The sequence below is a fragment of the Desmonostoc muscorum LEGE 12446 genome, assembly GCF_015207005.2.
Classification (GTDB): domain Bacteria; phylum Cyanobacteriota; class Cyanobacteriia; order Cyanobacteriales; family Nostocaceae; genus Nostoc; species Nostoc muscorum.
The window spans coordinates 7584059-7597860 of the sequence record NZ_JADEXS020000001.1; the positions used below are offsets into that span (position 1 = coordinate 7584059).

The window sequence follows — 13802 nt, forward strand, 5'->3', positions numbered from 1 at the left end:
ACACCAATGACAACTGTGCTACCCGAAAAATGTACAAATAATTTGGGATAATTTATGAAAAAAGTAAAGGTTCAAAACCTCGCCCCTAGTGGGCGAAAAAATCCTTGTATCGCAAGGTAGGTTGAAACCCCACCCCTAGTGGGTGACTTAGTTTAATCCCCCTGCTCCCCCTGCTTCCCCTGCTTCCCCTGCTCCCCCTGCTCCCCCTGCTCCCCCTGCTTCCCCTGCTCCCCCTGCTCCCCCTGCTCTCTTCATTTTCTGGAAGTCCCTAAACTCTAAGCAATACTTCCCCGTTTTCTGGCTTCTTTGTAGGAAGTTCCGACATTTTTTAAACCAGCTTTAATCATTTGTTGTTCCAGGAGGGCAAAGAAACGCGCTCTATCTCCACCTTTTACCACTGCTTGATTATGGGCTTCGGCGATCGCCACTGGGTATCCGTATCCTTTTTGTACTTGTGCTAACATCAATCCCAGTGCTTGATTTAACATAGCTGTATTTTGCGCTACCCATGCCGGAATTTCAATCCGGGCAATTTCGGTGCCAACATGGACATAACAAAAGTAAATAATTTGGTCGCCGTAGAGTTCAAGAATTTGATTATTACTGCGCCATAAAGCACTGCGTTGTCCTGGTTTGAGTTGGGTTGCCCAAAGAGAAGTATCTCGTAAATCATCAAACTTTTTACAAGGTACTTTTTCTAGCTGATTTGGGCAATGACTTTTACAGTCTGGCGCTGGATGGGGACAAGCCAACAACCGTAAAAAATTCGTGCTTTCGATGTTGCGGGAGGCGCTAAGATAGCCCATCAAAGGAATTTGAGCATCACGCATTTGCTGCCAAGCTTCCAGAATGGGGGGTAAAATGCGATCGCGTGCATCCATCGGTAATTGTTCCAAAAACCAGTAAATTAAGGAACCATCTACCATCGCCAGGGCTGGTGCTTCTGCTTTGGCTGCACAAGCTAATTCGGCTAAAACCGTTGTTTCGGAAGCGGTACGGCGAAAACTCATCCATTCTTCGGTACGAATTCCCCATTGCCGAGACATATACAAATCTTCTGGGCGGTAAAATACCTCTGGCAAACTATCAAGTAGGGGATGGCGGTTTTGTCCGTAGTGCAAGACGACTCTGCCGATATTTAAGAGATAACAATAAGCAATTTCGTGGTGGTTGGGGGCAATTTGGGAACCGTCTGTAGCGATGACAGTATGAATTTTTGGCGGAACTGGAATATCAATGCATGTTTCTAGCGGCTCAACTGGGGTAGCATTAGCAAAGAGAATGCGATCGCGCCATTTCTCCTGGCGATCGATTAAATCTTGTTGAGATTGGTAAGCATTTTTTAGATGTTGTTGCGCCAATTCTAAACGCTGGCGACTAGCAGCAGCTTCCGAAGAAAGATGCTGACTTAAACCCTGCATTTGTCGCGCTAGTTTCGTCAGGTCAAGCATAAACGTAAGTGCTGAGTTAGGAGTTATAAGTTAGGAGTTTTTTTAATTTTTGCGTATTTCAGGTAAATGAAGTACACGGGTAGGGGCACAACATGTTGTGCCCCTACGATTATCTGTACCTCACGCCTGTTGCAATCTGCTGTAAGTTCCTGGCGGGATATCGCTAAGAGATTGCATTCAGAATTCTGAATTCTGAATTCTGAATTCTCTTTTCACATCTTAAACCCAATTCGAGAAATCTTTGGCAAATTGAGACAGTGATAAAAGATGAATTAGCGGATTCTGTTGGGCAGATTCTCTTTCTGCTTGAGTATTATAACCCCAGTCTGCAAGCAAAAGTTTCACATCTTCAAGGTCTGTTTGTTGTTGAACTAACTGCAAAGTTTTGAGTCTATCTTCTACAAACCAGAGGCTAACTGGTTTGTTTAGTTCCGCCTGCTTTAATTCTCGCAAAATTTCGTATTTAGGACGCTTGACTTCTTTACCAAAAATTGCTGCTGCTGGTAAATTCACCCCTTCTTGTTGTAACAACTGCTGTACAAAACGCCCTTCTTTAGTTGTTACAATATATAGCTTAACTCCACCGGCAAGAGTTAATTTAATTTTTTCGACTACACCAGGATAGAATCTATGCAGACTTAGCCAGCCGTCTAAATCTCTAGCAATCCATTCATCTCGCATGTTGTCTAGTTTGGCACCAATTTCTCTTGCCTGTAGTTTATTGTCTAACAATATTTGTGGAGTAATAGTTACCCACTGATGAAGAATCTTTTCATCAGGGATTCCATCCATTAAGGCTTTGATTAAAACAGGCATTTCCCAACCTGTTTCAATTACAGGGCGCAGGCGATAGAATCTCAAAGCTAAATCATCTGGTGGTGTGTCGTTAGCAGACGACCAAATTTCAGAGTAGGTACGCCATGCTACCTCAAAATATTCAATTAGTCCGTCGCAAATCACTCCATCAAAGTCCAGGGCTAAAATCGTGGGACTACTTGCTGTCATTGTTTTGAGGATTAAAACTGCTGTTTCAGCTTAACTGAACTAGCAATAATTTTTTGTATCAGGACACTGACAGGAAAAATAATTTGGATAATTGGAGGCGATCGCTCTATCATTCCCAAGGGAGTAAGTTTTCATGATTCCCAAGCGCTTCGACCTTTTAGTGTCCAATAGTACCCATAGGGGTACTATTATTTTGATAATCGAAATGTCATCATTTTATATAAATTTCTGGGTGTAAATCTACTGACTGCTAAGAAAGTAGGGTAAGTGCTTTTTTTCATATTTAGCGATCGCCTGCTAAGTAGGGGCGCACAGCTGTGCGCCCCTACTTAGGGATATTTTTTTCATTGGAAGTCCCTAGTACCAGATCCAAAAATCTTTGCAACATAACCTAATCGGCTGTAGGTCCCTACAGCGCGTCAGTCTTGAAGAGAAGAAAGAATGTAACTAAAGGAAAAAACAATGCCAAATCTCCCTTTTGAGTTTAGCCACGGCGGATATATCAAAGAAGAGAGTGTGCAACAAAGAATTGCCTTACGTCCGCCAACGACTGAGGCAATTGATGTAGAGACAGATTTCGATTATCTCTTCCCAGATCTTGCCAGAGATCCAAACAGCCTGCTTCCAGCAGACAACAACCAAGATATTATTGAGAAACTTAAAAATCTAGGCGAGCAAATAATTGACAGAGAAGACCCTGAGCCTGAGAATACTAACTCAAAAATACCTCCGGTTTATACTTATTGGGGACAGTTTATCGACCATGATATTACTGCCAATACTGATAGGGCTGTCACAGATCTGCAAACTGATATCACGAAAGACGATTTCACACCTTTATCACCCGACTTTGTAATCGATAAGCTCAAGAATCTACGTCGCCCCACCTTCGATCTTGACAGTGTTTATGGTGACGGGCCAACTCTAGACCCGAAAAAGCCCACCCAAGCAAAGGACTTTTATCAACAAGACGACCCAGTAAAACTGAAAGTTGGGCGAAATGCTGAACAGAATGCTAACGGCGATGCAATTCCTGGAGCCAAAATTCCGCCAGAAAACGATTTATCGCGGGATTTGCCACGCAATAAGAGAATAGCTGCGATCGGCGACAGTCGCAACGACGAAAATCTCATCGTGGCACAGTTCCACACTGCCTTTCTGCGTTTCCACAATGCAGTAGTAGATTGGGTGCGGAAGAATGAACCCAAAAATGCCAAAAACAATAAAAAACTATTTCTTCGGGCGCAGAATCTGGTTCGTTGGCACTACCAGTGGCTTGTTATCAATGATTTTCTCAAAACAGTAACTACAACTGGAACAGTAGACAGCATCCTCCGCAACGGGCCGAAATTCTACTATCCCCGCAATGGAAATCTTTTCATGCCTCTAGAATTTTCCGTTGCAGCTTACCGTTTTGGACATAGTATGATACGGGCTGCTTATGACTACAACCGCAATTTTACAGACCAACCGGGAGCGCTGACAGACGCAACGTTCGTTTTACTGTTTGCTTTTACAGGAAGACGTGATATTGGCGGTCCACCAGGCCCTGGACCATCCAACACTCTGCCTTTTAACTGGATTATTGAGTGGGATCGGTTTGTTGACAAACAAAGCGCTGCCAAAAGGCAGAGAAATTCTGCGCGAAAAATCGACACCCATCTTGCGTTTCCTTTATCAGATCTACTTAATGAAGGCAACGATGCACAACCTCCTGTTCAACAACTTCTGAAGCACCTTGCTAAACGGAACCTACTGCGTGGATATTTCCTCAGTATTCCCACCGGACAGAGTTTAGCTAAGAAGCTAGGTGTCAAACCACTGACAGTGGACGAACTTAAAAAAGACAATTCCGCAGAATTGAATCAAGCCCTCGAACCTTTCCTAGAAAAGACTCCAGCGTGGTATTACGTCCTTAAGGAATCCGAAGTTCGCGCTCATGGAGACTCTTTGGGCGAAGTTGGTAGCCGTATTGTTGCTGAAACCATCATCGGTCTAATTAAGAATGACCCGTCTTCGTACCTCAATAAGAGTTATTTCTATGAAATTTGGAACCCTTCTAGAGGTGTCAAGCTGCCAAATGGTGACCAAATTCGCGGGATTAGTGATTTTCTGAAGTTTGCCGGAGTACTGCCAGCATAGTCTTAAATAGTAGCGTGTCAAGGCTAAAATGTTGCAATAAATTTTTCTTGTAGTGTGGGCATCTTGCCCGCACCGGACGGGCGAGACGCCCATCCCACAAGAATCAAGCTAATGCACTATTTTAGTCTTGACACGCTACTACAATAATTTGATTTTTACTTTATAAATAGCCTTTGAGTAATTTGTACAGTGCGTAAGTCCTGGCTTGTATGTTTTTTGTCAAATTTTCATTTAGGACAATATGCGATCGCAACACGAATCACAGGTTTTTTCTGCTGTAATCAAACATTCAATAACCGAAGGAGATTTTCTATGTGAAATGTCCAATAGTTATCTGATAACTAAAACTTCTTTGAAGCCCGATATCTCCTGGGAAACTCTGCGGATTCCAGAGACATTCATTCATGGAATGAGGATTGTAGGTTTCCCTAATCTCCAAAAAGAGACTTACGATAATTGGATCTCAATCAACAATCAACCTTCCTTATTAACTCCATTTATTACAAATCATCAAATCACTCTGATTTCACAGAAAGAGTCTGATAGAATTTTAAATGACTACGATTATAGGTGGTCTATTATATATACTTTGACTCGACCAGGATTATCTGTAGATTTTTCACAAGCATTAATTCAGATAACCGCCCACTGTCCAGCAGGACCACCACAGTACGGGAGTTTGCTCTATTTAGAATGCACTGGCAAACAATGGGAAGTCAAGTCATCTTATGGGCTGTACAGTCAATAGAAAAAATCTATTTCTGTTTCACACTTGGTATCAAAACTCCATGTTTGGGACTAAATAATAAAGCTAACAAAAATAATCCCGAAACTACCAAAACAATTGCTGGGCCAGAAGGCAAATTATAAAAATAGCTGAGATACATCCCGCTAATACTAGAAATTACGCCGATTACGGCACCCAAAATCATTACTTGGTTGAGACGTTTCACTAGTAAATAAGCGGTGGCTCCTGGTGTAATCAAAAGTGAAAGTACTAAAATCACACCTACAGCTTTCATGCTAGCGACAATTGTTAAAGCAATCAATAGCATTAATCCAAAGTTAAGCCGATCAACCGGCAAACCTGCGGCTTGAGCGCCTAAGGGATCAAAAGTGTAAAATAAAAGTTCTTTGTATATTAAAATAACAACTATTAAAACAATAGCAGCAATAATAGCTGTGTCGCGTACTTCATCAATAGTAACGCTGAGAAGGTTACCGAATAAAAAGTGATTCAGGTCAATTTTATTATCTTTTTGAATAACAGTAATTAAGGTGATACCAAGGGCAAAGAATGCAGAAAAAACTATGCCCATTGCCGCATCTTCTTTAATTGGCGATCGCACTCTAATCCAAGCGATCGCCATTGTACTCAAAACTCCGGCAATAAACGCCCCAATATATATATTTGCTCCCACCATAAAAGCGATCGCTAGTCCTGGCAAAACCGAGTGACTGATTGCATCACCCAGCAACGCCAATCGCTGCACCATCAAGTAACTACCAACCACCGCACACAACAAACCAACTAAAATCGCAATCACAAGCGATCGCTGCATAAAGCCGTATTGTAACGGCTCAATTAAAGCTTCTAACATATTTTGTCACTAGTCATTGGTCATTAGTCATTTGTCATTTCTCCCCCTGCCTCCCCTGCCTCCCCTGCCTCCCCTGCCTCCCCTGCCCCCTCATCCCCCATCACATTTACGCCGCATCCGAAAAATACATTACTTTCCCGCCATAAGCAAGATTGAGATTTTCTTCTGTGAGTACTTGTTGGCGTGAACCTGTGGCGATTAATTCACGATTTAGTAATATTAAATCATCAAAATGGGCAATTGATTCTCCTAAATCGTGGTTGACTACTAGCACGATTTTTTTATCAGTAGCGAGTTCATGAAAGACTTCAAAAATCACCGATTGAGTTTTTTGATCGATGCCTACTAAAGGTTCATCAAAACAGAAAATTTCTGCTTGCTGCGTTAAAGCACGGGCTAAAAATACCCGTTGTTGCTGTCCTCCTGATAATTGTCCGATGGGGCGATCGCAATATTCAATCATTCCAACTCTTTCCAGGGCATTTTTTGCTACCTGGCGACTAACTGCTGAAAAGCTACGCAACCATCCTGTTTTCTTCACCCGTCCCATCATGACTACATCCCAAACGGTGGCGGGGTAAGTCCAGTCAATTTGGCTACGCTGTGGTACGTAGGCAACTCGATCTAATTGTTGCATTAAGGGTTTCCCTTGATACAGCACCGTACCACTACTGACTGGCACTAAGCCTAACATTGCCTTCATCAGTGTACTTTTGCCTGCACCGTTGGGGCCAAAAATACCCGTCACTTTTCCCGGTTTGACAATACAGTTAACGTCCCTTAAGGCTTCTTGTGTTCGGTAGTGTACCCCTACATGGGCGATGTTAATTGCTGGTGTGGAAGTCATAACAGAAGCCTTGATAGTTTCGGGTAATTCTCGTGTATTTACTGGAGATAAGCGGAATTTAGCTGCAAAAGAGACGTTTTTCATAACTGCTTTTAAATATTCATTTCTTGAGCTTACTACAAAAATGAGAGAAATATGAAAAAATCTATAAATAGATGTAATATCCCAGATAAATGAAACTAATACCACAGATAGAGGGCAGTAACGCTCACGGCAAGGCGATTGGCAAAACAAACAAGAGAAAAATTCTTTTGCGGCTTTGTTTGGGAATGCTTATGCCTTTGGCTTTATTTAGTTGTACCCAGAATGACTCCAACCCCAAAACTGCCAAGGGAGAGAGTCAGCCGCGAGTGGTTGCAACTAGCACCATCATTGCTGATTTGGCGCAAGAGGTTGCAGGAGATGAAATTCAAGTCAGTGGAATCCTCAAGCCGGGTACTGATCCGCATGTTTACGAACCGATACCAGCAGACAGTAGGCTTTTGGAACAAGCCGACTTGATTTTGTATAACGGCTACAACCTGGAACCAGGATTGATTAAGTTAATGAATGCTTCTGGTGGTAAGGCGCGAAAGTTAGCCGTCGGGGAAGCTGTCAAATCTTTGCAGTTAGATAAAGGCAAAGGTGAAATTGTGCCAGATCCTCACATTTGGGGTAGTGCAGAAAATGCGATCGCCATGACGAATGCCATTCGAGATGCTTTGATTGAATTATCACCTGAAGATAAAGAAGAATTAACTAAAAATGCATTGCAACTGACTCAGGAATTAAAACAGTTGCATAGCTGGATTAATCAACAGATTCAAACTATCCCAGCACCTCGGCGCAGACTGATCACAACCCATGATGCATTTCAATATTATGGACGTGCTTATGGAATTGCGATCGCAGGTACTTTAATTGGCATTAGTACCGAAGAACAACCAAGCGCTCAAACAGTCCAGCGATTGGTAGAGTCAGTGAAAAAAATCGGCGTTCCGGCAATTTTTGCTGAAACTACAATTAATCCAGCTTTAATTAAAACCGTTGCCCAAGAAGCAGGAGTCAAATTAGCACCACATCAACTTTATTCTGATTCAATTGGGGCAAAAGGGAGTGATGGAGATTCCTACGTAAAGATGATGGAGGCAAATACCCGCAGCATTGTAGAAGCATTGGGTGGAAAATATACGCCTTTTCAACCTAAGAAGTAAATGAAGAACACAGGTAGGGGCACAACATGTTGTGCCCCTACGATTATCTGTACCTCACGCCTATTGCAATGTGCTGTATTTCTAAAGTCAGAGGTTATTTATCAACTAATATCCTTAGGTTAGAGCCAAAAATCTTAATTTTATGTAGTGTAGTTGGGTTGAGGAATGAAACCCAACTACAATTATCTCCTCTGACTCCTGAATTCTGAATTCTGATTTACAATCTATTCTCAAACTCTTTCCAGAGAAAGAACTCTTTATAGCTTTGATTTTCTAGAGTGTTATTGGTAAATGCACATTTATTAATACCTGAAAAAACCATGACTGATAATAAACAAGAAAATCAAATTAATCAACCAGTGAGCGAAGATCGGCATTCTCGTGAAGAAGCAAATGTGAAAGAACAAAACTTAACTGCAAATCCGGGAGATAGAATCGCTGATGAAGCTCAATCCGTTGAAGAAAAGGCTCAACAGCTAGCTGTAGATCACGTACCAGACATTACAGGCGACGTAATCACAGTCCCGACTTACTTTGTTGTCGATGAACCCAACGGCGAAAAGAAAGCACTCCACCACGTTAAAGATGCTGAAGAGATTTCCGACGTAATTCGCCAAGCACGAGTTGACGAAAATGGAAATCGAATTTGGTGGTAGTTGCTGATTGAAGAAACAAGGGGATAGGGTGTTTGTCATTAGTCATTTGTCTTTATTTGCGTCCCCGCGTCCCCTCATCCCCCTCCCCATTTCCCTCTTACCGCATCTTGTTGCGGTAAGTTACACTGTAATCAGGTAATCATAGTTTGGAAATTCTCCAAGGATGAAGGGTAATGGGAAATGTTACAACTTCTCAGGAATTGACATCTTGGACTACGCCAGAAATTAAAAATCACATTTTAGAACTTGTTAAAGACCGCAATCTAGAGACGTTAAAAGCCAAAGTAGAATTTTATAAAAACGAATTAGCGCCATATTTTGGAGAATTGAGCCAACGCAACCCTTTTCCTAAAGTTGCAGAACAAGTGGCGATCGTCATCGGAGGTTGGGTGCCAATATGGTCTACTATCCCTTTTCAAGATATTTTACCTGGTCGGATACACGAGCAGTCTTACCAAATTTTTCATAATGATGGTTACTATGCAAATATTGCCCGTTATGCACTAGGGCATCAGTCTGGTTTTTGGCGCAAATTTGCATCAAAACTACCAGCTTACGATTTAATGATATTGCAACAGTATTCAGTTGAAAATGAGCAGTGGAACATCAAAAATGTTGGCATATTCCAGGCATTAGGAAATAGAGAAATTCCATTGACAATTGAGGATGCAGACAAGTGGTTTACGAAAAATGTCGAATCTAAATTCAAAGAAGCATCGTCAAAGATAGATTTACAGCAAGAAGTTCAATTAGAAGACATGGACAGAAATACTGTCAAAAAATTTCAGAAAGTCTACCTAGCTACTTCTTTTCTAGAACATTTATATATAGATAATGACTTTCGGTTGATTAAGAGTCAACGAGAAACTACACAGCGATCGAGTTATACAATTGCTGTTCGCAGAGATTGAACTAACAAAATTTCCCAATCCTATGTCCTCACAACAACAGGACGCAAACCTCATACCGTTTTACTTTAAATTGATACAAATACCTTGGTAGGGGCGCACAGCTGTGCGCCCTTACGTTCGCGGAGCTGGAATGTTTTCGTCACATTTTCATAATTCGGTGAAGCTGTTTCGGTAGTCCCTGAAAGTTATCTATAACTTGGGAGGACTCAGCACCAAGTGTGTTATCAGGCACGATATTGCTTTGCTGTGCCTGGGTTTTAACAGTGAAGATACTGGTACTTAAGCAGCCCAACAACCATCCCAATCCGAACTGTAAACACCTGTTTAATCGGTATTTTTTCGCCATTGGGTACTGTTTATATAGATTACTTAAGTATCTAATGGAACTTGCACCTTTTGATAATAAACAAGCAAATATTGGTTAATTATCTAGTTTTCTGCAATCAGGCTATATCTGACGACAAGCCTTACGGCTAGACATTTTTGCATTCTCTAGGTATGAAAACTGCACACAAACAAGCAGAAAACCTGAATGTCCAACATTAGTTCTCAATGCAAGGTGCGATCGCATTTATTTTATAGAGCTGATGCCAAACCTAAGGAAACTAAGTGCTGGCAATAAATAACACAACGGTTAACAGTGGGTGGTTTACTCATAACAGATCTGGGCTTCAGCTTTAACTTGACACCAATGGCGAGACGCCCACCCCACAATCAGAGTTAGATGTTTTTTATTTGGCAGTCATTCATACCATTTGATGAAATTCCTGATACATAGGTAGGGGCGTATACCTGTACGCCCTTGGAGATGTCTAATTCATCAAAATCTTCAATTTTGAACGAAACTAACGGTGATTTTCCACAAGTTTATCTATGGAAGTATTGACAATTGGAAATGATTGTTTGTATGCACTGTAAAGGATGTGGTCAAATTGCCGAAATTCATCAATCCTTAATAGTATTCTCGTATAGAACCCATTTGACATCTTGTGAGGTTTTGAATTAAGGTACTCCTCAGCATCTAAAATCCAATACTAATGGCGTATTCCAGCAACCTCACTGATGCAGAATGGGAAATTTTTGAACCCTTATTGCAAGAGATATTACCGACTAAGAAGCAGACTCGACCGACCAACTGGCCAAAGCGAGATATCTTCAATGGAATTCTCTATCAACTAAAAAATGGATGCAATTGGCAAGACTTACCTAAAGACCTCCCCCCTTATTCCACTGTATATTGGCACTACAAACAGTGGCGAGCAGCCGGGGTATTTGAGGAACTGATGAGTGTCTTACATGGACAAGTGCGTGAACAGGTAAAAAAAAAACCGCACTGGACGACATTGATCATCATTGACTCCCAAGCAGTGAAAAATACCTGCAACGCCAGTGTGGAGTCGAAAGGTTTTTGCTTCTACAAAGCCACCAACGGTATTAAAAGGCATTTGGCTATTGACACCCTTGGGTTTCCCTTTTTTACGCTCTGTACTCGCGCCAATGTCTCGGATGATGCCGGATTAATTGAGATGTTTACTCTCAACATCGACTACTTCAAGTCAAAACCTATCGATATTCCCAAGATTACTATCCTGCTAGATCATGGGTATCACCCAGAATATTTGACTCAGGAGTTAGAGCGAATTTACCCAGAGATCATGACCAAAATTCAGTTTCAACTTTCTACGAAACCCTCAAAACAAGAGAAAGCGGCACAAGGAAAATCTGGATTTGTTCCGGCAATAGCTAGATGGGTGATCGAACGCTCCAATGCTTGGATGGAGCGCTGTAAAATTCTGGTTAAGAACTTTGAACGAACCCTGGTTAGTGCCACTGCCAAACTCAATATCTGCTTCATCAGGCTAATGATTAAGAGGCTTGCAGCACCTTCTTAGATGTCAAATGGGTTCTATATATTTTCGGAACTATGAGGTAGAGTATAAGTCTTATATCTCTACACATTACGTAATTCTCCATGTTCCGACAAACTGCTTTTGGCATCGCTTTAAGTGCGCTTGTCCTTGCTAGTGGATTAACAACTGTTCCGATACCAGGGCACAATTCTACAAATACATCCACCCGTAATAAGCTGTTGTCGCTTTTTTCCAGTCAGGCTGCAATATCGACTCCTAGTTTTAAACCTACTGAGCTAGAAAAATCTGTTTTTGACCAAATTAATCAATATCGGGTTTCTAAAGGCCTACCAAAGTTGACGCTAAATTCAAAGATCACACGACAGGCAAGAATTCATAGTCAAAATATGGCTCAAGGTAAAACTCCATTTAGCCATCAGGGATTTGAAGGGCGAGTCAAAGCTGTCCCTATTCGCTACAACAGTGCAGCGGAAAATGTGGCTTTCAACCGGGGATATAGCGACCCCGCAGCCGAAGCTGTTACTGGTTGGGTCAAAAGCCCCGGACATCTGAAGAATATTAAAGGAAATTACAACCTAACTGGAATTGGCGTTGCTACTAATAATCAAGGCGAAGTCTACCTGACGCAAATATTTTTTCACACTAGGTAGATTTAACAACAAAGAACTCAGGAGTCAGAAGTCAGAATTCAGAAGTCTTGTTACCGACTGGTGAATCAATAAACATTCAAATACCACACCAAATTGAAAATTTAGTGGTCTTCAATTAATGGCTGGTCTAAGAAAGGAAAGTGACGCTCCTACGTCGCTAAGGCAGCGGAAACAGATTCGGCGGAAACAGCCGCTGTGACTTTCTGCTAAATTCCGCAGTTTAAATATTTCTGAATTCTGAACTTATCTTTTAACTTTTGATATTTTTGCACAATAATAATGTAGTGTCTGACAAGACTTTTGTCTGCTCGACACTGCTATTATTTTTGAACATTTCATGACATTACAAGATTTTCAGGTGAGCGATCGCGACCTTAGCGATGCAGCCCTTGGACAATATTTAGAATCAACAGCGATCGCAGTTGATACAGAAACGATGGGATTGTTACCGCAGCGCGATCGTTTGTGTCTCGTTCAGTTGTGCAACCTAGAAGGAAAAGTAACTGCAATCCGCATCGCTAAAGGACAAACTGACGCCCCAAACTTAAAAAAACTTTTGCAAGCGGCCAATGTCGTGAAAGTGTTTCACTTTGCTCGTTTTGACCTTGCTACTTTGCGAGCCTATTTGGGGATTCAAGTTCAGCCTGTTTTTTGCACTAAGATTGCTAGTAAGTTAGCCCGTACTTACACAAATCGCCACGGACTCAAAGATGTAGTGCAAGAGCTAGAACAAGTGGAACTCGATAAAAGCGCTCAAAGTTCTGATTGGGGTAACGCTGCTAATTTATCTGAAGCTCAATTAAGTTACGCCGCCAATGATGTGCGCTACTTACTTAGTGTGCAGCAAAAACTCACACAAATGCTCAAACGAGAAGAACGTTGGGAACTTGCTCAACAATGTTTTGAAGTTCTGCCAACAATAGTTTCTTTAGATTTGTTGCAATTTAAAGATTTGTTTGAACATTAATTCTACCTTTTTAAGGTAGATAAAAAGTCTTGAAAATAATCTCTTATCTCTGTGCCCTCTGCGCCTCTGTGGTAAAAAAGACTTTATAAACCGCAGAGGCACAGAGGTCACAGAGAGAAATAAAGAGATTTTATGCATCAAATTTAAAGGGCTAGGGACTGTTTTAAAACTCGAAGATCCCCCCTTAAAAAAAAGGGCGAAGAGTCTCTTAAAGTCCGCCAATTTATCGGGTGATTTAGGGGTATCTAAAAAGTTAGGAGGCTAAACCAGTAGTTTGAAAACACGCCTTAGTCCTAATTACAAGAAAATCACTAAAATTTTAATTTAGTGATTTATAGGTTGGGTAAAGCTTACACTCAACCCAACCTACGCCTATGCCTAATGACTAATTTTTCAGGCTATTTTTTTCCTAAGATCCAACATTAGAATCATCTGGACTTGAAGAAGTTCTAGATTCATTAATGCCTTCTTTCAGGTCACTAGCTTTCTCTTGAATGCCTTCCTTGAG

At 41.4% G+C, this 13802-nt stretch carries 13 protein-coding genes; 8 read left to right on the top strand and 5 right to left on the bottom strand.

The window, feature by feature from the left end; all coding sequences use genetic code 11:
• Positions 1 to 275: 275 nt before the first annotated feature.
• Both IQ276_RS31210 and IQ276_RS31215 read right to left on the bottom strand, forming a co-directional pair.
• Entirely contained in the window at positions 276 to 1451 is a 1176-nt protein-coding gene (locus IQ276_RS31210) for a DNA double-strand break repair nuclease NurA (protein WP_193921675.1), read from the bottom strand.
• A 219-nt stretch (positions 1452 to 1670) separates the two neighbouring features.
• Positions 1671 to 2456, bottom strand: a complete 786-nt coding sequence (locus IQ276_RS31215; RefSeq protein WP_193921673.1) for an HAD family hydrolase — start codon at positions 2454 to 2456, stop codon at positions 1671 to 1673.
• 462 nt (positions 2457 to 2918) lie between these two features.
• Here IQ276_RS31215 and IQ276_RS31220 point away from each other — a divergent pair, with 462 nt between their 5' ends.
• On the top strand, positions 2919 to 4598 hold the full coding sequence (locus IQ276_RS31220) for a peroxidase family protein (protein ID WP_193921671.1): 1680 nt from the start codon (positions 2919 to 2921) through the stop codon (positions 4596 to 4598).
• A 241-nt stretch (positions 4599 to 4839) separates the two neighbouring features.
• Positions 4840 to 5346: a hypothetical protein gene (locus IQ276_RS31225; protein ID WP_235116131.1), complete on the top strand. Its 507-nt coding sequence runs from the start codon at positions 4840 to 4842 to the stop codon at positions 5344 to 5346.
• A gap of 7 nt (positions 5347 to 5353) precedes the next feature.
• Here IQ276_RS31225 and IQ276_RS31230 read toward each other — a convergent pair whose 3' ends face one another.
• Positions 5354 to 6199, bottom strand: coding sequence for a metal ABC transporter permease (locus IQ276_RS31230; protein WP_193921667.1), 846 nt, complete (start codon positions 6197 to 6199; stop codon positions 5354 to 5356).
• Between the two features lie 106 nt (positions 6200 to 6305).
• A complete protein-coding gene (locus tag IQ276_RS31235) occupies positions 6306 to 7130 on the bottom strand; it encodes a metal ABC transporter ATP-binding protein (protein ID WP_235116132.1) in 825 nt (274 codons plus the stop codon).
• 89 nt (positions 7131 to 7219) lie between these two features.
• On the opposite strand from IQ276_RS31235, the gene IQ276_RS31240 reads away from it, so the two are divergent.
• The 3 genes from IQ276_RS31240 (at position 7220) to IQ276_RS31250 (ending at position 9806) form a co-directional block, all read left to right on the top strand.
• The gene (locus tag IQ276_RS31240) at positions 7220 to 8239 is read left to right on the top strand and encodes a metal ABC transporter substrate-binding protein (protein ID WP_193925785.1); all 1020 of its coding nucleotides are present in this window, start codon (positions 7220 to 7222) and stop codon (positions 8237 to 8239) included.
• 320 nt (positions 8240 to 8559) lie between these two features.
• Entirely contained in the window at positions 8560 to 8895 is a 336-nt protein-coding gene (locus IQ276_RS31245; RefSeq protein WP_190880801.1) for a hypothetical protein, read from the top strand.
• Between the two features lie 173 nt (positions 8896 to 9068).
• Entirely contained in the window at positions 9069 to 9806 is a 738-nt protein-coding gene (locus IQ276_RS31250; protein WP_193925687.1) for a hypothetical protein, read from the top strand.
• Positions 9807 to 9945: 139 nt separating this feature from the next.
• Here IQ276_RS31250 and IQ276_RS31255 read toward each other — a convergent pair whose 3' ends face one another.
• A complete protein-coding gene (locus tag IQ276_RS31255) occupies positions 9946 to 10152 on the bottom strand; it encodes a hypothetical protein (RefSeq protein WP_235116133.1) in 207 nt (68 codons plus the stop codon).
• A gap of 691 nt (positions 10153 to 10843) precedes the next feature.
• Here IQ276_RS31255 and IQ276_RS31260 point away from each other — a divergent pair.
• The 3 genes from IQ276_RS31260 to IQ276_RS31270 all read left to right on the top strand — a co-directional run bounded on the left by IQ276_RS31260 (position 10844) and on the right by IQ276_RS31270 (position 13294).
• The gene (locus tag IQ276_RS31260; RefSeq protein ID WP_235115308.1) at positions 10844 to 11698 is read left to right on the top strand and encodes an IS5 family transposase; all 855 of its coding nucleotides are present in this window, start codon (positions 10844 to 10846) and stop codon (positions 11696 to 11698) included.
• An 80-nt stretch (positions 11699 to 11778) separates the two neighbouring features.
• Positions 11779 to 12327, top strand: a complete 549-nt coding sequence (locus tag IQ276_RS31265) for a CAP domain-containing protein (protein WP_190880807.1) — start codon at positions 11779 to 11781, stop codon at positions 12325 to 12327.
• 337 nt (positions 12328 to 12664) lie between these two features.
• Positions 12665 to 13294: a ribonuclease H-like domain-containing protein gene (locus IQ276_RS31270; protein WP_073640952.1), complete on the top strand. Its 630-nt coding sequence runs from the start codon at positions 12665 to 12667 to the stop codon at positions 13292 to 13294.
• Positions 13295 to 13802 lie beyond the last annotated feature (508 nt).